This window comes from Pseudomonas sp. 7-41, assembly GCF_021233075.1.
Classification (GTDB): domain Bacteria; phylum Pseudomonadota; class Gammaproteobacteria; order Pseudomonadales; family Pseudomonadaceae; genus Aquipseudomonas; species Aquipseudomonas veronii.
In genome coordinates this window covers 728,001-748,118 of record NZ_CP089551.1, presented here as the reverse complement: position 1 = coordinate 748,118, position 20,118 = coordinate 728,001, and the positions used below count along the sequence as shown (strand labels likewise).

Annotated in this window: 14 protein-coding genes and 1 pseudogene; 10 read left to right on the top strand and 5 right to left on the bottom strand. The window is 61.3% G+C overall.

The annotated features are described in order from the left end of the window. Positions 1-117: 117 nt before the first annotated feature. Together LQ249_RS03210 and msrA are read left to right on the top strand one after the other, a co-directional pair. Positions 118-2,811, top strand: coding sequence for a putative bifunctional diguanylate cyclase/phosphodiesterase (locus tag LQ249_RS03210; RefSeq protein WP_232566186.1), 2,694 nt, complete (start codon positions 118-120; stop codon positions 2,809-2,811). A gap of 73 nt (positions 2,812-2,884) precedes the next feature. Continuing rightward, positions 2,885-3,532, top strand: a complete 648-nt coding sequence (msrA, locus tag LQ249_RS03205; RefSeq protein ID WP_017849811.1) for a peptide-methionine (S)-S-oxide reductase MsrA — start codon at positions 2,885-2,887, stop codon at positions 3,530-3,532. A 129-nt stretch (positions 3,533-3,661) separates the two neighbouring features. On the opposite strand, the gene LQ249_RS03200 is transcribed toward msrA, so the two are convergent. Next, complete coding sequence (locus LQ249_RS03200; RefSeq protein WP_017849812.1) at positions 3,662-4,498, bottom strand: 23S rRNA (adenine(2030)-N(6))-methyltransferase RlmJ; 837 nt, start codon at positions 4,496-4,498, stop codon at positions 3,662-3,664. Positions 4,499-4,749: 251 nt separating this feature from the next. Between LQ249_RS03200 and LQ249_RS03195 the strand changes: the two genes are divergently transcribed. The 3 genes from LQ249_RS03195 (at position 4,750) to LQ249_RS03185 (ending at position 7,653) form a co-directional block, all read left to right on the top strand. Beyond that, complete coding sequence (locus LQ249_RS03195) at positions 4,750-6,027, top strand: O-acetylhomoserine aminocarboxypropyltransferase/cysteine synthase family protein (protein WP_057003651.1); 1,278 nt, start codon at positions 4,750-4,752, stop codon at positions 6,025-6,027. 299 nt (positions 6,028-6,326) lie between these two features. Further along, entirely contained in the window at positions 6,327-7,274 is a 948-nt protein-coding gene (locus tag LQ249_RS03190) for a hypothetical protein (RefSeq protein WP_057003784.1), read from the top strand. Continuing rightward, positions 7,264-7,653, top strand: a complete 390-nt coding sequence (locus LQ249_RS03185; RefSeq protein WP_108526067.1) for a hypothetical protein — start codon at positions 7,264-7,266, stop codon at positions 7,651-7,653. Before LQ249_RS03190 ends, LQ249_RS03185 begins: the two co-directional genes overlap by 11 nt. A gap of 134 nt (positions 7,654-7,787) precedes the next feature. Here the strand turns inward: LQ249_RS03185 and putP are convergent, their stop codons facing one another. Together putP and LQ249_RS03175 are read right to left on the bottom strand one after the other, a co-directional pair. Next, on the bottom strand, positions 7,788-9,272 hold the full coding sequence (gene putP, locus LQ249_RS03180) for a sodium/proline symporter PutP (RefSeq protein WP_046384943.1): 1,485 nt from the start codon (positions 9,270-9,272) through the stop codon (positions 7,788-7,790). Between the two features lie 123 nt (positions 9,273-9,395). Next, positions 9,396-9,653, bottom strand: coding sequence for a hypothetical protein (locus tag LQ249_RS03175; RefSeq protein WP_132849954.1), 258 nt, complete (start codon positions 9,651-9,653; stop codon positions 9,396-9,398). 81 nt (positions 9,654-9,734) lie between these two features. On the opposite strand from LQ249_RS03175, the gene putA reads away from it, so the two are divergent. Both putA and LQ249_RS03165 read left to right on the top strand, forming a co-directional pair. Beyond that, complete coding sequence (putA, locus tag LQ249_RS03170; protein WP_017849817.1) at positions 9,735-13,688, top strand: trifunctional transcriptional regulator/proline dehydrogenase/L-glutamate gamma-semialdehyde dehydrogenase; 3,954 nt, start codon at positions 9,735-9,737, stop codon at positions 13,686-13,688. Between the two features lie 229 nt (positions 13,689-13,917). Further along, positions 13,918-15,720, top strand: a complete 1,803-nt coding sequence (locus tag LQ249_RS03165; protein WP_079442699.1) for an acyl-CoA dehydrogenase — start codon at positions 13,918-13,920, stop codon at positions 15,718-15,720. Here LQ249_RS03165 and LQ249_RS03160 read toward each other — a convergent pair. After that, positions 15,717-16,010 carry a cell division protein ZapA gene (locus LQ249_RS03160; protein WP_017849820.1) on the bottom strand — a complete coding sequence of 98 codons (294 nt, stop codon included), beginning with the start codon at positions 16,008-16,010 and terminating at the stop codon, positions 15,717-15,719. The genes LQ249_RS03165 and LQ249_RS03160 overlap by 4 nt on opposite strands. Further along, positions 16,007-16,237 (bottom strand): hypothetical protein, encoded by a 231-nt coding sequence (locus LQ249_RS03155; RefSeq protein ID WP_017849821.1) that lies wholly within the window; start codon positions 16,235-16,237, stop codon positions 16,007-16,009. The genes LQ249_RS03160 and LQ249_RS03155 overlap by 4 nt, the downstream gene beginning before the upstream one ends. 246 nt (positions 16,238-16,483) lie before the next feature. Here LQ249_RS03155 and LQ249_RS31670 point away from each other — a divergent pair. From LQ249_RS31670 to LQ249_RS03145, 3 genes and pseudogenes are all read left to right on the top strand, one after another. Beyond that, positions 16,484-17,236: pseudogene (locus LQ249_RS31670) on the top strand (MCP four helix bundle domain-containing protein); the annotation flags it as partial. 30 nt (positions 17,237-17,266) lie between these two features. Continuing rightward, complete coding sequence (locus tag LQ249_RS31665; RefSeq protein WP_371928164.1) at positions 17,267-18,139, top strand: methyl-accepting chemotaxis protein; 873 nt, start codon at positions 17,267-17,269, stop codon at positions 18,137-18,139. Positions 18,140-18,370: 231 nt separating this feature from the next. After that, positions 18,371-20,113 (top strand): potassium/proton antiporter, encoded by a 1,743-nt coding sequence (locus LQ249_RS03145; protein WP_046384946.1) that lies wholly within the window; start codon positions 18,371-18,373, stop codon positions 20,111-20,113. Positions 20,114-20,118 lie beyond the last annotated feature (5 nt).

Below are 20,118 nucleotides of genomic sequence, written 5' to 3'. Positions count from 1 at the left end.
GCACTTAGCCTTCATCCTCTCTTGTCAGCCTGGGCTGCATGATGCAACCTTGCTGCAGGCAACAGTAAAGAGGGCGTGAGCCCGGCGCCGAGTGCGTTTTTTCAAGTGAGCTTCCCCATGAAAAGCCAACCCGATGTCGCCCGGACGGCGGCCGAGGTAGTGACGCAATTACCGGTGCCTTCGCGCCTCGGTATGCTGCGTTTCGAGCGGCTGAATGAGGCAAGCTGGGCCCTGCTCTACCTAGACCCCAATTGCGAGCGCCAATTCGGCCTGCCGGCGGTTGAACTGTGCGCGCTGATCGGCTCGCCCTACGCCAGCCTGATGGAGCCACAGGCGCGCTATCAACTGCACGATGCCATCCAGCAGCAACTGGCCGAGAGCCCTCATTACCTGGTGCGCTACACCCTGCACACCAACGACGGCCCTCTAAGCCTGCTGGAACTGGGCGAAGCCTACAAACAACACAATCGCCACCTGCTGCGGGGCTACCTGATGGTGGTCGACGGCCTGTTCAGCGAGATCCCGTCGACAGCGCCGACAGCAGACCTGGAAAGCCAGAACAGCCGCCTGCAGATCGCCCTGGAACTCAACCAGCGCGCGCAACAGGAACAGTTGCTGCACCTGGAACGGGTACGCGCCCAGCAAGAGCTGATCCTGCTGCTCGCACGCCAGCGCTACACCACGAATAATTCGCTGCAGGAAGCCGCCGAGCTGATTACCCGCAGCGCCTGCGATATCTACCAGATCGATTGCGCCAGCATCTGGAACCTCGAAGGCCAGCGCCTGGTACCGATTTCGGCGTACCAGCGCGCCGATCAGCGCCACCACTTGCCTGAGCCAATTGACGCCAGTGGCTTTCCGGACTATCTCGAAGCCCTGCAGACCAGCCGGGCGATCGATGCTACCAATGTCATGCGCGACCCACGCACCCGCGAAATGGCCGAATCGCTGCAGGCCAACGACGTGTATGCAATGCTCGACGCGAGCATCCGTGTCGATGGCCAGGTCGTGGGTGTGCTGTGCCTGGAACAAAGCGGCTGCACACGCGTCTGGCAGTCCGACGAGATCGCCTTTGCCGGCGAGCTGGCGGATCAGTTCGCGCAAGTGATCAACAATCACAACCGTCGTACCGCCACCAGCGCCCTGCACCTGTTTCAGCGCGCGGTGGAACAAAGCGCCAACGCCTTCCTGCTGGTCAATTGCGATGGCGTGGTGGAGTACGTCAACCCCAGTTTTACCGCGATCACCCAGTACAGTACCGAAGAGGTCCACGGCCATCGCCTGGCGCAATTGCCCGCGCTGGAAAACCTCAGCGAATTGCTGTTCGACGCGCCGTCGAGCCTGGCCAAGAGCAACAGCTGGCAGGGCGAGTTCAAGAGCCGACGCAAGAACCTGGAACCCTATTGGGGCCAGCTGTCGATCTCCAAGGTCTACGGCGACAATCGCGAGCTGACCCACTATATCGGCATCTACGAAGACATCACCCAGACCAAGCTGGCCCAGCAGCGCATCGAGCGCCTGGCCTATACCGACAACCTGACCAACCTGGGCAACCGTCCGGCATTTATCCGCAACCTCGACGAACGCTTTGCCCGCGACAGCGACAGCCCGATCTGTCTGTTGCTGGTGGACATCGACAACTTCAAGCGGATCAACGACAGCCTCGGCCACCAGACCGGCGACAAGCTGCTGATCAGCCTGGCCCGGCGCCTGCGCAACAGCCTCAGCGCCGGTGGCAGCCTGGCGCGCTTTGCCAGTAACGAATTTGCGGTATTGCTCGACGACACCGACCTGGAGAGCGGCCAGCTCGTTGCCAGCCAACTGCTGGCGACCCTCGACAAGCCGATGTTCGTCGACAACCAATTGATCAGCGTCACCGGCTCCGTGGGCCTGGCCTGCGCGCCGCTGCATGGCCGCGACCCGCAAACCCTGATGCGCAACGCCGGCTTGGCCCTGCACAAGGCCAAAGCCAACGGCAAACACCAGGTACAAGTGTTTACCGAAGCGTTGAACGCCGAGGCCAGCTACAAACTGTTCGTGGAAAACAACCTGCGCCGCGCCCTGACCCAGAACGAGCTGGACGTGTTCTACCAGCCCAAGCTGTGCCTGCGCAGTGGCCGCTTGCTGGGCATGGAGGCGCTGCTGCGCTGGAACCACCCGGAAAAGGGCATGATCCGCCCCGACCAGTTCATCAGCGTGGCCGAAGAAACCGGCCTGATCATCCCCATCGGCAAATGGATCGCCCGCCAGGCCTGCCGCATGAGCAAGAAACTGAGCGCCGCCGGCCTGGGCAACCTGCAGGTGGCGATCAACCTGTCGCCCAAACAGTTCTCCGACCCGGACCTGGTGGCCTCGATTGCCTCGATCCTCAAGGAAGAAGAACTGCCGGCCAACCTGCTCGAACTTGAGTTGACCGAAGGCCTGCTGCTGGAGGCCACCGAGGACACCCGTCTGCAACTGGACCAGTTGAAAAGCCTGGGCCTGACCCTGGCCATGGACGACTTCGGCACCGGTTACTCGTCGCTGAGCTACTTGAAAAAATTCCCGATCGACATCATCAAGATCGATCGCAGCTTTATCCACGAAATCCCGGACAACCAGGACGACATGGAAATCACCTCCGCCGTGATCGCCATGGCCCACAACCTCAAGCTCAAGGTCGTGGCCGAAGGCATCGAGACCGCCGAGCAGTTGGCGTTCCTGCGTCGGCACCGTTGCGACGTCGGCCAGGGCTATCTGTTCGACCGGCCCATCCCCGGTTCAGAGCTGCTCGAGAAGCTTAAACGCTACCCTCGCGGGCCAATCGCCTGACAGCGCTGTAACACTCGGGCACACTGGCTGTCTGATTCTTTACTGTTAACTCAACCTGACGAGAGGACTGCTCATGGTCTTGCGCTCGGAAATTCTGGTGAACAAAAACGTGCTTCCTACTGCAGAACAAGCTTTGCCTGGCCGCGAAACCCCGATGACGTTGCCGGAGACGCACTTCGTCAACGGCAACCCGCTGCTCGGCCCGTTCCTCGACGACGTCGGCTTCGCGATCTTCGGCCTGGGCTGCTTCTGGGGCGCAGAACGCAAATTCTGGCAGCGCGATGGCGTGGTCAGCACCGTGGTCGGTTATGCCGGCGGCTACACGCCGAACCCGACTTACGAAGAAGTCTGCTCGGGCCTGACCGGCCATAGCGAAGTGGTGCTGGTGGTGTATGACCAGGCCAAGGTGAAATACGAAGACTTGCTGAAGATGTTCTGGGAACTGCACAACCCGACCCAGGGCATGCGCCAGGGCAACGACATCGGCAGCCAGTACCGTTCAGTGATCTACGCCACCACGCCGGAGCAATTGGCGGCGGCGCAGGCCAGTGCGCAGGCGTATCAGCAAGAGCTGACCAAGGCTGGCCTGGGCCCCATCACCACGGAAATCGACGAGGCCCCGACGGTGTACTTCGCCGAGGCGTATCACCAGCAGTACCTGGCGAAGAATCCGCAGGGCTATTGCGGGATTGGCGGTACAGGCGTGACCTGCCCGATCTAAAAAAATGTGGGAGGGGCGGTGCGACGGTTCGACTTGCCCCCGATAGCAATGTCTCAGGTACAGATGTATGGACTGACACACCGTTATCGGGGGCAAGCCCCCTCCCACATGGGCCTGCGCCAGACTCGGTTACTCAGCAATCAGCCAATCCATCTGCCACCCGCCCTGGGTCTGGCCCAGTTGCTTGGACAGCCACGGCAGCAGCTCACGCAACTCCTCTTCCAAGCCCCACGGCGGGTTGGCAATCGCCAGGCCCGAGCCGGTCAGGGTGTTGGGCGTGTCCAACGGATGCACCAGCAATTCGACGCGCAACAACTTCGGCGCACCGGTGCCGGCCAGGTCCTGGTAGAAACGGCGCAGCATGCGCTGGTCCTTCACCGGGTACCAGATCGCTGCGACCGTCTGGCGCATGCGGCCGACCGCCTCTTTGAGCGACGCCGCGCAGCGCTGCATTTCGTCGAGCTGTTCAAACGGCGGGTCGATCAGCATCAGCGCACGCTTTTCCGGCACCGGCAGCAACGCGCGTGGCACATGCCAGCCTTCGCCCAGGTGAACCTTGACGCGACGATCGCCCTTCATGTTGTCCTTGAGCAGCACGCCGTCTTCCGGGTGCTTTTCATTGAGCAGCACGCGGTCCTGGGGGCGGGTCAGGCGGCGTGCCAGTTCCGGCGAACCGGGGTAGTAGCGCAACTGGCCATCCGGGTTCATCTCGTGCAGCACGCGCATGTAGTCGGCGGTCAATGGCGGCAGATCGCTCTTGCCCCACAGACGGGCGATGCCTTCCAGGTATTCACCGGTACGGTTGGCCTGATCGCCCTGCAGGTCGTACAGACCGATCCCGGCATGGGTATCGAGGTAGGCGAACGGCTGCTCCTTGCGCGACATCAAGGCGATGAGGCGGGTCAAGGTCAGGTGTTTGAAGACATCGGCGTGGTTGCCGGCGTGAAAGGCGTGACGATAATTCATGGTTGCTCCTGCGCAGGGGGCGAAGTTTACCTGCTACACGGGCAAAGGTGCAGGGCCGCATGCCGGGCGGTGCTTATGCCGCAAAGACAGGCGTCCTTGTGAAAACAATCTAATCCTTACAGCATGTGCGGGCTTGCCCGCGACACAAGCGACGCGGTATTACCTGCACTCCGCGATGATGCCATCGCAGCCAAGCCAGCTCCCACCCTGCCCGGGGGCGCCCTTAAAAACCAAGGAGGTCAACAATAACCATGAAAGACGCCACCATCGCCCTGCACCACGGCTTCAAGTCCGACCCGACCACCAAGGCCGTCGCGGTGCCGATCTACCAGAACGTCGCCTTCGAATTCGATAACGCCCAGCACGGCGCCGACCTGTTCAACCTGGACGTACCCGGCAATATCTACACGCGGATCATGAACCCGACCAACGATGTGCTGGAGCAACGCATGGCCGCGCTCGAAGGCGGTATCGCCGCGCTGGCCGTGTCCGCCGGCAGCGCAGCGATCCACTATGCGATCCAGACCCTGACCCGCGCCGGTGACAACATCGTCACCACGCCGCAGCTCTATGGCGGCACCTACACCCTGTTCGCCCACCTGCTGCCGAGCTTTGGCGTCGATGTGCGCTTCGCCCGCGACGATTCCGCCGCCGCCATCGCCGAACTGATCGATGACAACACCAAACTGGTCTACTGCGAGAGCATCGGCAACCCGGCGGGCAACATCATCGACCTGCAAGCCCTCGCCGACGTGGCCCACGCCCGTGGCGTACCGCTGATGGTGGACAACACCGTGGCCACGCCGATCCTGTGCAAACCGATCCAGTTCGGTGCCGATATCGTGGTGCATTCGGTGACCAAATACGTTGGCGGCCATGGCAACTCCCTGGGCGGCGTGATTGTCGACAGCGGCACGTTCCCGTGGGCGAAATACGCGGAAAAATTCCCCGGCCTCAACCAGCCCGAACCGGCTTACCACGGCGTGGTCTACACCGAAAAATTCGGCCCCGCCGCCTTCATCGCCCGCGCCCGCACCGTACCGCTGCGCAACACCGGCGCAGCGCTGGCGCCGATGAACGCCTTCCTGCTGCTGCAAGGCCTGGAAACCCTGGCCCTGCGCATGGAACGCCACACCGAGAATGCCTTGAAGGTCGCGCGGTTCCTGCAAGATCACGCCGAAGTCGAGTGGGTCAGCTACGCCGGGCTGCCCGATCATCCGCACCACGCACTCGCGCAGAAATACATGCAGGGCAAACCGTCGGCGATCCTGTCGTTTGGTCTGAAGGGCGGTTACGAAGCCGGTGTACGCTTCTACGACGCCCTGCAAATCTTCAAACGCCTGGTGAACATCGGCGACGCCAAATCCCTGGCCTGCCACCCGGCGTCCACCACCCATCGCCAGATGAACGAGCAGGAACAGGCCAAGGCCGGCGTGAAGCCGGAGATGATTCGCCTGTCGGTGGGGATCGAGGCGATTGAAGACTTGATCGAGGATCTGCAACAGGCGCTGGCTGCAACACACGCCTGAGGCCAGATAAGCGACCCGCGCGCCATGGCTAACATCTGCATGGCGCGTGAAGCAGGCGACCTTGTGCCGCAAGGTCGTCGGCGTAAAGGCAGTGAACATTCACGCCTCTGTCGGAAACCTGGCGCAACTCAGTAGCCCTTTTCCCAAAAGCAAAAAACCACCGAAAAATCCCCCGCCAAAACCACGACACCGCTCGAATCGCTATTTAAATTGCGCAGCCATGCTCATTCAAAAAGGACTGTTTTCATGGCAAGCAGCGACCGCCCTTCGAACCGATCACCATGGCTGGGGAGTCGCTAATGCCTCAGCCCTATGCCTTCATCAATGACCGCCAACAAACCTCGGTGGAGCTCAAGGCAAGTTTGCACTTGAACCCATACGCCGAAGCCAAGTTCGACACCCTCAATACTCACATCCGCAATGTTGTCGTACTGCCGGGACAGTTAGTGATCATCGGTGACGAAAGCACTGCGATCTGCACCCCGCAAGAGTCACACTTGATGCGAGCTGCCTGGGATATTCGGCATAGCGTGATGGCCGAAGGCGGGGATGCTTTTGCACTGCACAACTATGACTTGCTGAAAAAACTGCTGGGCTACGCTTCGCTGGGGATAGGCACGGCGGGTGATGCCTGGAGTCGACACTTGCAAAACATTGCAAAGACTCTCGAAGAAATTGATGCACTGCACAAACAATTCCTGCGCCGGGGAGGCGGTGCTACGCGAGATGAGTTCCTCGCTCGACGCCAAACCCTGTTTGCCAAACTGGACGCGCAAATGCGTAGTTTTGCGCGCTACGGCACAGGGCTACGCAATGAAGGTTCGATCAAAAAAATGCTGGGAATCTCGACCAAGAGCTATTTGCACAGCGGAGAGATAAAGAGGTACAGCGAAACGATTGCGCGGGTTTCGAAGACGGCAAAGCTGCTGAAAAAAGGCACGCCGCTGGGCATCGCGTTGAGTACGACTGCAACGGCGTTGGAGATCAAGGAGGCGTGTTCCACTGGAAGAGAGGAGCACTGCAGGAAAGCGAAGTATGTAGAGGCAGGTAAATTGACCTTCGGTGTAGCAGGAGGAATCCTTGGAGGTCAGATCGGAATGGGCTTGTGTGTCGCCGTAATGGCTCCTACAACCGGGCCATTCGCCTTGAGCTGTCTTTTGATAGCCGGCGGAGTCGGAGGCGCTGTTTTCGGGCACTGGGGTGGTGAAATTGGCGCTACGGCTGGAGAGGTTCTGTATGAATATTGAGTACTTCCTCAATCTCCCCACGAAAGACCAAATAGCACTTGGGTCAGCGGCCGCAATGCTCATAGCGGTTATTCTCGATCTATTTCTGGCCTATCGGAAATTAGAGGTGATGGAGCGCTATTTGGATCAGTGCAGCCTCTTGAGCACGTACAAACATCTTTTGAGCAACTCCTTACGTGGAAGATTGGGCAGGCTATGCGTGGTCTACGTGGCAATCGCTCTGCCGCGATGGAATGCAAAACGTGGCGTCGTTGATTTACAGCAGGTGGAGGCGTTTCCGAGCTGCCTAAAACTTGCTCTTCACGGGACAGCCCTGATCGGACTAGTCGGAGTTGCAGGCGCGATGATCTTTCATTTCCGTGATCAATTGAACGTATAAGCACCCGATTGCAGGGGCCAGATTTTGTTTGGTCGCTATCTACTTTGCTTAAGCACCAGAAGGAAAAACGGCCCGCTATCCAAAAGATAGCGAGCCGTTTTCTTCAACACATCAGGCGCATAACGCCCGAGGTTTTATTTGTTGAGGTTGTAGTCTTTCTCGGCAGCATCAAAGCGCTCAACCATACCCGCAGTCGGCGCGCCCAGCTTGCTGACGATGTAGATCGCCAGGCTGGCGAAGATGAAGCCTGGGATGATTTCGTACAGGCCCAGCAATTCGAAATGCTTCCACACGATCACGGTGATCGCGCCGACCAGAATGCCAGCCAGTGCGCCATTGCGGGTCATCTGCTTCCAGATCACCGAGATCAGCACCACAGGGCCGAACGCGGCGCCGAAGCCGGCCCAGGCGTAGCTCACCAGGCCCAATACGCGGTTATTCGGGTTGGCGGCCAGGCCGATGGCGATCACGGCCACCAGCAGCACCATGGCGCGGCCGACCCACACTAGCTCAACCTGGGAAGCGTTCTTGCGCAGGAAGGTCTTGTAGAAGTCCTCGGTCAGGGCGCTGGAGCACACCAGCAATTGGCAGCTCAAAGTGCTCATGACCGCCGCCAGAATCGCCGACAGCAGAACGCCAGCAATCCATGGGTTGAACAGCAGCTTGGCCAGCTCGATAAACACGCGCTCGTGGTTCTCGGTCACGGGGCCGGCCACTTCCGGGTGCGCCGAGAAGTAGGCGATGCCGAAGAAGCCCACGGCCACGGTGCCGCCCAGGCACAGGATCATCCAGGTCATGGAGATGCGACGCGCCTTGGCGATCGACTTCACCGAATCCGCCGCCATGAAACGCGCGAGGATGTGCGGCTGGCCGAAGTAACCCAGGCCCCAGCCCATCAGCGAGATGATGCCGATGAAGCTGGTGTTTTTCAGCATGTTGAAGTTGTCGGGGTTCTTCGCTTCGATCGCCAGGAACGTGGTATCGATACCGCCGGTGGCCAGCAGCACGATGATCGGCGTCAGGATCAGCGCGAAGATCATCAGGGTGGCTTGTACGGTGTCGGTCCAGCTCACGGCCAGGAAACCACCGACAAAGGTGTAGGCAATCGTCGCCGCCGCGCCGGCCCACAGCGCAGTCTCGTAGGACATGCCGAAGGTGCTTTCGAACAGGCGGGCACCGGCCACGATGCCGGAAGCGCAATAGATGGTGAAGAACACCAGGATCACTACTGCGGAGATGATCCGCAGCAGGCCGCTTTTATCTTCGAAACGGCTGGAAAAGTAATCCGGCAGCGTCAGGGCGTCGCCGTTGTGCTCGGTCTGCACGCGCAGGCGACCGGCCACGAACAGCCAGTTGAGGTACGCACCGACGATCAGGCCGATGGCGATCCAGCTTTCCGACAGGCCGGACATGTAGATCGCGCCCGGCAGGCCCATCAACAACCAGCCGCTCATGTCGGAAGCACCGGCTGACAAGGCAGTCACCACGCTACCGAGGCTGCGACCGCCCAGGATGTAATCGGAAAGGTTGTTGGTGGAGCGATAGGCCATGAAGCCGATCAGCACCATTGCTGCGATGTAGATCACGAACGTGATCAGGGTTGGATTACTAACGCTCATAGAAGTGACGCCCTGGCTTTGTTTTTATGTAGCGGCGGTCTGTCAGACGGCCACCCACTGATCCAGTGAGTAAACGTAGCTGCATCGCGCGCATTTATGACTGACGTTTCCCCAGGAAAGCCGTCAGCCGATGAACCACACCATACGGGTGGTTGCACCTTGGCCGCGAATGCTATTCAACAAAGCAAATAAGGTGCAACCAGTTTCTCGCGAATAAGTTGCACCTCGATGTGTTTTACAGAAAACACCGCGTTTTTGCTCCTTTTCGGAGCAAGAACAGCCGATCTCAGAAGCAAATGCACCAAAGTGCAGCGGATTCGGTCGAGTGTCGATTTTTTCCCGATGGAACGGCGAAAAATTCATGCATAAAAAGGGTTGCACCCGGTTGCACCTCTTCCAGACCGAAGCTAATCTTGCCGCCAGCTGATGCCACTCGGTAGTGGCACCCATGAGGATAAGAAAATGGCTACAACCACCCTTGGGGTCAAACTCGACGACCCGACCCGCGAGCGCCTGAAGGCGGCCGCGACCTCCATTGATCGCACGCCGCACTGGCTGATCAAGCAGGCGATTTTCAATTACCTGGAGAAACTCGAGGGTGGTGCAACCCTGACCGAGCTCAATGGCTTGAGCAGCAAGGAGGCCGATGACGCCGGCGAGGTCCAGGCCGACCACGCCCATCAGTGCTTCCTCGAGTTCGCCGAGAGCATCCTGCCGCAATCCGTACTGCGCGCCTCGATCACCGCCGCTTACCGCCGCCCGGAGCCGGAAGTGGTGCCGATGCTGATCGAACAGGCTCGCCTGCCGGCCCAGATGGCCGAAGCCACGAATAAGCTGGCCGCGTCGATTGCAGAAAAACTGCGCAATCAGAAGAGCGCCGGCGGCCGTGCCGGCATCGTCCAGGGTTTGCTGCAGGAATTCTCCCTGTCGTCCCAGGAAGGCGTGGCACTGATGTGCCTGGCCGAAGCGCTGCTGCGCATCCCCGACAAAGGCACCCGCGACGCACTGATCCGCGACAAGATCAGCACCGGTAACTGGCAACCGCACCTGGGCAACAGCCCGTCGCTGTTCGTCAACGCGGCCACCTGGGGCCTGCTGCTGACCGGCAAACTGGTCGCCACCCACAACGAAGCAGGCCTGACCTCATCCCTGAGCCGCATCATCGGCAAGAGCGGCGAGCCGATGATCCGCAAGGGCGTCGACATGGCCATGCGCCTGATGGGCGAGCAGTTCGTCACCGGCGAAACCATCGCCGAAGCCCTGGCCAATGCGAGCAAGTTCGAAGCCAAGGGTTTCCGCTATTCCTACGACATGCTCGGTGAAGCCGCACTCACCGAACACGATGCACAGAAGTACCTCGCCTCTTACGAACAAGCCATTCATTCCATCGGCAAAGCCTCGAACGGCCGTGGGATTTATGAAGGCCCGGGCATTTCCATCAAGCTGTCGGCCCTGCACCCACGTTACAGCCGTGCCCAGTACGAACGGGTGATGGACGAGCTGTACCCGCGCTTGCTGTCCCTGACCCTGCTGGCCAAGCAATACGACATCGGCCTGAACATCGATGCCGAAGAAGCCGACCGCCTGGAACTGTCCCTGGATCTGCTCGAACGCCTGTGCTTCGAGCCGCAACTGAGCGGCTGGAACGGCATCGGTTTCGTGATCCAGGCCTACCAGAAGCGCTGCCCGTATGTGATCGACTACGTCATCGACCTGGCGCGCCGCAGCCGCCACCGCCTGATGATCCGCCTGGTAAAAGGCGCGTACTGGGACAGCGAAATCAAGCGCGCCCAAGTTGAAGGCCTGGAAGGCTACCCGGTCTATACCCGCAAGGTGTACACCGACGTGTCCTACATCGCCTGCGCACGCAAACTGCTGTCGGTGCCGGAAGTCATCTACCCGCAGTTCGCCACGCATAACGCCCACACCCTGTCGGCTATCTACCATATCGCCGGTCAGAACTATTACCCCGGCCAGTACGAGTTCCAATGCCTGCACGGCATGGGCGAACCGCTCTATGAACAGGTCGTCGGCAAAGTGGCCGAGGGCAAGCTGAACCGTCCGTGCCGCGTGTACGCCCCGGTCGGCACCCACGAAACCCTGTTGGCCTACCTGGTACGTCGCCTGTTGGAAAACGGCGCCAACACCTCGTTCGTCAACCGTATCGCCGACCAGTCCATCTCGATCCAGGAGCTGGTGGCCGATCCAGTGGCCAGCATCGAGCAAATGGCGACGCTGGAAGGCGGCTTCGGCCTGCCGCACCCGCGCATTCCATTGCCACGCGATCTGTACGGCAGCGACCGCGCCAACTCGGCCGGTATCGACCTGGCCAACGAACACCGTTTGGCGTCGTTGTCCTGCGCCCTGCTGGCCACCGCGCACAATCACTGGAAAGCCGCGCCGATGTTGGGTTGCGCCGCCAGCAATGAAGCTGCGACGCCGGTGCTGAACCCGTCCGACCTGCGTGATGTGGTCGGCCACGTACAGGAAGCCACCGTCGATGACGTCGACAACGCGATCCAGTGCGCCATCAACGCCGGCCCGATCTGGCAGGCGACCCCGCCCGCCGAGCGCGCCGCGATCCTTGAACGCGCCGCCGACCTGATGGAAGGCGAGATCCAGCCGCTGATGGGCCTGCTGGCCCGCGAAGCCGGCAAGACCTTCGCCAACGCCATCGCCGAAGTGCGCGAAGCCGTGGACTTCCTGCGTTACTACGCGGTGCAGGCGCGTCACGATTTCACCAACGACGCCCACCGCCCATTGGGCCCGGTGGTCTGCATCAGCCCGTGGAACTTCCCGCTGGCGATTTTCAGTGGGCAAGTCGCCGCCGCACTGGCCGCCGGTAACCCGGTATTGGCCAAGCCTGCCGAGCAAACCCCGCTGGTGGCCGCACAAGCGGTACGTATCCTGCTCGAAGCCGGTATTCCGGAAGGCGTGTTGCAACTGCTGCCGGGCCAGGGCGAAACCGTTGGTGCGCGCCTGGTCGGCGATGATCGCGTCAAAGGCGTGATGTTCACCGGTTCCACCGAAGTCGCGCGCCTGCTGCAACGCAATGTCGCCGGACGCCTGGATGCCCAGGGCCGACCGATCCCGCTGATCGCCGAAACCGGTGGCCAGAACGCGATGATCGTCGACTCTTCGGCCCTGACCGAACAAGTGGTCATCGACGTGGTGTCGTCGGCCTTCGACAGCGCCGGCCAGCGTTGCTCGGCCCTGCGTGTACTGTGTCTGCAGGAAGACTCTGCAGACCGCGTCATCGAAATGCTCAAGGGCGCCATGGCTGAATGCCGCTTGGGTAACCCGGAGCGCCTGTCGGTGGATATCGGCCCGGTGATCGACGCCGAAGCCAAGGCCGGCATCGAGAAACACATCCAGGCCATGCGCGACAAAGGCCGCGCGGTGTACCAAGTGGCGATCGCCGACGGCGAAGAGATCAAGCGCGGCACCTTCGTGATGCCCACCCTGATCGAACTGGAAAGCTTCGACGAGCTGCAACGGGAGATCTTCGGCCCGGTGCTGCACGTGGTGCGCTACAAGCGCAAGGAGATCGACCAGTTGATCGGCCAGATCAACGCTTCCGGCTACGGCCTGACCCTGGGCGTACACACGCGCATCGACGAGACCATCGCCAAGGTGATCGACAACGTTCATGCCGGCAACGTCTACGTCAACCGCAACATTGTCGGGGCGGTGGTCGGCGTGCAGCCGTTTGGCGGCGAAGGTTTGTCGGGCACCGGCCCGAAAGCCGGTGGTCCGCTGTACCTGTACCGCCTGCTGTCGACGCGTCCTACCGATGCGATCGAGCAGTCCTTCGTTCGCGGCGATGCATTGTCCGCACCGGATGTGCGCTTGCGCGACGCCATGAGCCAACCGCTGACCGCTTTGAAAGCCTGGGCCGACAGCCACACGCTCAGCGACCTGAGCGCGCTGTGCAGCCGGTTCGCCACGCAATCGCAAAGCGGTATCACCCGCCTGTTGGCCGGCCCGACCGGCGAGCGCAACAGCTACGCCATCCTGCCCCGCGAGCACGTACTGTGCCTGGCAGAAGTAGAAGGTGACCTGCTGACCCAACTGGCGGCGGTATTAGCCGTCGGCGGTTCGGCGGTATGGCCGGAAACCGAGCTGACCAAAGCCTTGTTCCCACGCCTGCCGAAAGAGATTCAGGCGAAGATCAAGCGCGTGGCCGACTGGACCAAGGACGATGTGCTGTTCGACGCAGTCCTGCACCACGGCGATTCCGATCAACTGCGCGCGGTTTGCCAGCAAGTGGCCCAGCGTGGCGGGGCGATCGTCGGGGTACATGGTTTGTCCCAAGGCGAGACAGCAATTGCCCTGGAGCGTTTGGTGATCGAGCGTGCGCTGAGCGTCAACACCGCAGCGGCGGGCGGTAACGCCAGCCTGATGACCATCGGCTAACTGCCGGAACGCGGTAAACATGTGGGAGGGGGCTTGCCCCCGATGGCGGTGGATCAGTAACAGCTGAACTGACTGACACACTGCAATCGGGGGCAAGCCCCCTCCCACATTTTGGCTGTATTTCAATTCCTCGTCCGCGTTCTGCCCCTCCATCACCCAGATCAATCTTGCTATCCAGCCTCTATTCGCGCACTTAGACTCAGGCTCCTTCCCACACAGGTAAGCCGCCATGTCCGAGACGCTCCTCAGTTCCCGCAATCTGGCTTTCGAGCTGTACGAAGTCCTCGATGCCGAGGGCCTGACCCAGCGCGAGCGGTTTGCCGAACATAATCGCGAAACCTTCGACGCGGCCATCAGTACCGCCCGCACCATTGCCGAAAAGTACTTCGCACCGCATAACCGCAAAAACGACGAAAACGAACCGCGCTACGAGGACGGCAAGGCCATCCTGATCCCGGAAGTCAAACCGGCCGTGGACGCCTTCCTGGAAGCCGGCTTCCTCAATGCCGCGCGCAGTTTCGAAGCCGGCGGCATGCAGTTGCCGACATTGCTGTCCCAGGCCTGCTTCGCGCACTTCCAGGCGGCCAACGCGGCGTCAACGTCCTACCCGTTCCTGACCATGGGCGCCGCCAACCTGATCGAAAGTTTCGGCACCGAGGAGCAGAAGCAACGCTTCCTGCAGCCGATGATCGAGGGGCGCTTCTTCGGCACCATGGCTCTGACCGAGCCGCATGCCGGCTCGTCGCTGTCGGACATTCGTACCCGCGCAGAGCCTGCGGCGGACGGCAGCTATCGGCTCAAGGGCAACAAGATCTTTATCTCCGGCGGCGACCACCCGCTGTCGGAAAACATCGTGCATATGGTGCTGGCCAAACTGCCGGACGCGCCGGCCGGGGTGAAGGGCATTTCGCTGTTTATCGTGCCCAAATTCCTGGTCAACGACGATGGCAGCCTGGGTGCGCGCAACGATGTGTTGCTGGCCGGGCTGTTTCACAAGATGGGTTGGCGTGGCACCACGTCCACGGCGCTGAATTTCGGCGATAACGGGCATTGTGTCGGCTATCTGGTCGGCAAGCCGCACCAGGGCCTGAGCTGCATGTTCCAGATGATGAACGAAGCGCGCATCGGCGTCGGCATGGGCGCGGTGATGCTCGGTTACGCCGGCTACCTGTATTCCCTGGAATACGCCCGCGAACGCCCGCAAGGCCGCCTGCCGGACAGCAAAGACCCGAGTACCGCGCCGGTGTCGATCATCCAGCACGCCGATATCAAGCGCATGTTGCTGACCCAGAAAGCCTACGTCGAAGGCGCCTTTGACCTCGGCCTGTTTGCCGCGCGCCTGTTCGACGACACCACCACCCTGGCAACCGACGTCGAACGCAAGCGCGCTCACGAACTGCTCGACCTGCTGACGCCGATCGTCAAATCCTGGCCCTCGGAGTTCTGCCTCAAGGCCAACGAGCTGGCGATCCAGATCCTCGGCGGCCACGGCTACACCCGCGAATACCCGGTGGAACAGTATTACCGCGACAACCGCCTCAACCCGATCCATGAAGGCACCCACGGTATCCAGTCCCTCGACCTGCTGGGGCGCAAGCTCGCGCAGAACGGCGGCGCGGGCCTGAAGCAACTGATTCGGTTGATCGCCGAAACAGGCGCACGGGCGCAGCAATATCCATCGCTGAAGGCCATGAGAGAACCGCTGGAACAGTTGGTGGCGCGCCTGCAAAGCGTGACGATCGGCCTGCTGACGGATCTCGCCCAAGGCAAGGTCAACAGCAGCCTGGCGAATTCGGCGCTGTACCTGAAGGTGTTCGGGCACACAGTGATTGGCTGGCGCTGGCTGGAGCAGGCGATTCGCGCCGAAGAAGGCCTGGCCAAGGGCAATGCGGCGGACACCGCGTTCTATAAAGGCAAGCTCCAGGCGGCCCGCTACTTCCTGACCTGGGAAGTACCGGGCTGCCATCATGAACTGGCAATACTGGAGGCCCGCGACGATACGTGCCTCGGCATGCAGGATGAGTGGTTCTAAGGCTGTCCGATAGCCTTGGAAATCACCTCGACCGTGGCGCTGACTTGCTCTTGGTAACGGTCGAGTTCCTGCTGGTGACGCTGTTGCATTTCGATCTGCTCGGCGCACAGGTTCAGCGCGGCCAGTACCAATAGCTTGTCACCGATCAGGGTCGGGTACTTTTTCTTGGTGGTGGCCAGGGAGGCCTTGAGCAGGGTCACGGCGTGCATCAGGGTTTGATCTTCCCCGGCCGGAGCCTTGATCGAGTAATCCTCTCCGAGAATCGAAACGACCTTTATCCCTTCGTTCATGCGCTGACAGGCCCTGCGCTCACACGCTCAACCAACGCCTGGATACGCGCAGCGGTCGCGCCGTTCTTTTCTTCCTGTTCCATCAGGTTCAATTGCAGGCTGTCATTCTCATCCTTGGCGCGGGCCAATTGCGCCTTGAGGGATTCATTGGTGCCCAGCAGGTCTTGATTCTGCTGTACCAGGTCGCTGACCAGTTGTTCCAGTTGGCTGAGGGATGCTTCTAACATTTTGATTTCCTGGGCTTTTTAAAAGGGCGGTGACGATAAAGAAAATTCACCTCGGATGCCAGGGTTATCCCCGGCGCGCAGCCCGATTGTTAAGGGCCGGGCCGCACTTTCGAGCCTTAGTGACTGCATTTCCCCCATCTGGTTCCTGAATCGACCCGGCCCCTCGTCAGATGCGATAAAAACACACGCCACTTTAGACTTTAGTCGTACTGCCGATAGGTAATACTCACCCTGTCTCATAGCCGCATGGATCGCGCTTCTTCCCAGGACTCCCGCATGTCTCTTCGTAATATGAATATCGCGCCGCGCGCGTTCCTAGGCTTCGCGTTGATTGGTGCACTCATGTTGTTTCTCGGTGTGTTCGCCCTGAACCAAATGAGCAAAATCCGCGCGGCGGCAGAAGACATCACGCTGTCCAGCGTCCCGAGTATTCGCGCCCTCGATGAGTTCACCCAGCTGACATTGCGCCTGCGGGTGCTGTCATACCGATTGCTGACCAACCGCGGGCCAGACGTGCAGCAAAAAACCCTGGAAACCATCGAACAGCGCAACCAGCAGATTCGGACCGCCCAGGGCATCTACGAAAAACTCATCGACAGCAGCGAAGAACGCGCGGCCTACGACGAATACGTGCGCCTGCTAGCCCAGTACCATCAGATCGAAGAGCGCATGAAGAGCATGTCGCGGGCCAATCAGGTCGACGAGCTGCGCGAGTTGCTCAACAGCGAGTTGCTGAGCAACGCCGAGCAGACCAACGCCGTGCTGGCGCGCCTGGCGGACATCAACAACAAGATGGCCCTGACCACCAATCAGCAGGCCAAAGACCAATACAACCTGGCCTTCGACCTGGTGGTTGGGCTGCTGGTCATCGCCACGACGCTGACCCTGTTGTTCGCCTGGCTGCTGACCCGCAGTATCACCCTGCCGATCGCCCAGGCCCTGGACGCGGCTGAAGAAATCGCCGAAGGCAACCTGACACGCCCGATCAAGGTCGATGGCCACGACGAAGCCGGCCGCCTGCTGGCTGCCATGGCCAAGATGCAGGACAAACTGCGCGACACCCTGCAACGCATCGCCGGCTCGGCCACTCAGTTGGCTTCTGCCGCCGAAGAGCTCAACGCCGTGACCGACGAAAGCGCCCGTGGCCTGACCCAACAAAACAACGAAATCGAACAGGCCGCCACCGCGGTCAACGAGATGACCAGCGCCGTCGAGGAAGTCGCGCGCAATGCGGTGAGCACCTCCGAGGCCTCGCGCAACGCCACCACCTCCGCCGGTGACGGCCGCGACCTGGTGCAGGAAACCGTCAGCGCCATTGAGCGCATGAGCGGCGACGTGCAAGCCACCGCGACGCTGATCGGCGACCTGGCCAATGAGTCGCGCGACATCGGCAAGGTGCTCGACGTGATTCGCGGCCTTGCCGACCAGACCAACCTGCTGGCCCTGAACGCGGCGATTGAAGCGGCGCGTGCCGGGGAAGCCGGCCGTGGCTTTGCCGTAGTGGCCGACGAAGTGCGTGCGCTGGCGCATCGCACCCAGCAGTCGACCAGCGAGATCGAACGGATGATCGGCAGTATCCAGGCCGGCACCGAGCATGCCGTGGATTCGATGCGCAACAGCACCGAGCGCGCGGAATCGACGCTGAACATCGCCAAAGGCGCGGGGATGTCGCTGGATACGATCAACACGGCGATTGTCGAGATCAATGAACGCAACCTGGTGATCGCCAGCGCGGCGGAGGAACAGGCGCAGGTGGCACGGGAAGTGGACCGCAACCTGGTGAACATTCGTGATCTGTCGGTGCAATCGGCAACCGGCGCCGGCCAGACCAGTGCTGCGAGCAGCGAGTTGTCGCGCCTGGCGGTGGACTTGAACGGGATGGTCGGGCGGTTTCGCCTCTAAGAATGTGGGAGGGGCGGTGCGACGATTCGACTTGCCCCCGATAGCGGTGGGTCAGCTGTAGATAAGCTAGCTGACAAATCGCAATCGGGGGCAAGCCCCCTCCCACATTTAGATCGGCGCCCGCCGCTAAAAGCTTTTTGACAGCGCGGCAATTCAACAGGTTAGAATCGCTGGCACGCAGACTGCATGGTCAGAATGCGTCCGTCTTATTTTGCCCATGGAGTACTGCCTTTGAATGCGACCACCATCAACAGCCTGTTCTTGATCGGCGCGTTGCTGGTGAGTGCGAGCATTCTGGTGAGTTCTCTTTCGTCCCGCCTGGGCATTCCGATCCTGGTGATCATCCTGGCCGTGGGCATGGTCGCCGGCGTCGACGGCGGCGGCATCATCTTCGATAACTACCCGACCGCCTACCTGGTGGGCAACCTCGCCCTGGCCGTGATCCTGCTCGACGGCGGCTTGCGCACCCGGGTGGCGAGTTTTCGCGTGGCACTCTGGCCGGCGTTGTCGCTGGCCACGGTGGGGGTGTTGATTACCACCGGTCTCACTGGCATGGCCGCGGCCTGGCTGTTTGACCTCAACATCATTCAAGGCTTGCTGATCGGCGCGATTGTCGGCTCCACCGACGCCGCCGCGGTGTTCTCGCTGCTCGGCGGCAAGGGGCTCAACGAACGGGTCTCCGCCAGCCTGGAAATCGAATCCGGCAGCAACGACCCGATGGCGGTGTTCCTCACCGTCACCCTGATCGACATGCTCGCCAGCGGCCAGACCGGCCTGCACTGGAACCTGCTGTTGCACCTGGTGCGCGAGTTCGGCATCGGCGGCCTCATCGGCCTGGGCGGCGGCTGGCTGATGCTGCAGATGGTCAACCGCATCAACCTGGCCAACGGCCTGTACCCGATCCTGGTGATCGCCGGCGGCCTGTTCGTCTTCGCCCTGACCAACGCCCTGCACGGCAGCGGCTTCCTCGCCGTGTACCTGTGCGGCCTGGTGATCGGCAACCGCCCGGTGCGCAGCCGTCATGGCATTTTGCATATGCTCGACGGCATGGCCTGGCTCGCCCAGATCGGCATGTTCCTGGTGCTGGGCCTGCTGGTCACGCCCCACGACCTGCTGCCGATTGCGCTGCCCGCCCTGGGCCTGGCGCTGTGGATGATCCTGTTTGCGCGGCCGCTGTCGGTGATGGTCGGCCTGCTGCCGTTCAAGGCGTTCCACGGCCGCGAAAAAGCCTTTATCGCCTGGGTCGGCCTGCGCGGCGCGGTGCCGATCATTCTTGCGGTGTTCCCGCTGATGGCCGGCCTGCCCCATGCACAGCTGTACTTCAACCTGGCGTTCTTTATCGTGCTGGTCTCGCTGCTGGTGCAAGGCACCAGCCTGCCGTGGGTGGCCAAGCTGCTGAAAGTGACCGTGCCACCGGAGCCGGCGCCGATTTCCCGCGCCGCCCTGGAAGTTCACGTCACCAGTGAGTGGGAGCTGTTCGTCTACCGCCTGGGCGCGGAAAAATGGTGCATCGGCGCAGCCCTGCGCGAGCTGAAAATGCCCGAAGGCACGCGTATCGCTGCACTGTTCCGTGGCCAGCAACTGCTCCATCCGTCGGGTAGTACGGTGCTGGAAGCCGACGATCTGCTCTGCGTGATCGGTCACGAACACAACCTGCCGGCCCTGGGCAAACTGTTCAGCCAGGCGCCGCAACGCGGCTTGGATTTGCGCTTCTTCGGCGACTTCATCCTCGAAGGCGACGCCCAACTGGGCGCAGTCTCGGCGCTGTACGGCCTGCAGCTCGAAGGCATCGACCCGGACATGCCACTGAGCCACTTCATCACCCAGAAAGTCGGCGGCGCGCCGGTGGTCGGCGACCAGGTGGAGTGGAACAACACGATCTGGACCGTCGCAGTCATGGACGGGAACAAGATTGGCAAAGTCGGCGTCAGATTCCCCGAAGGAAGTCGCCCGGGCCCCGGACTCTTCCTCTAAACTGC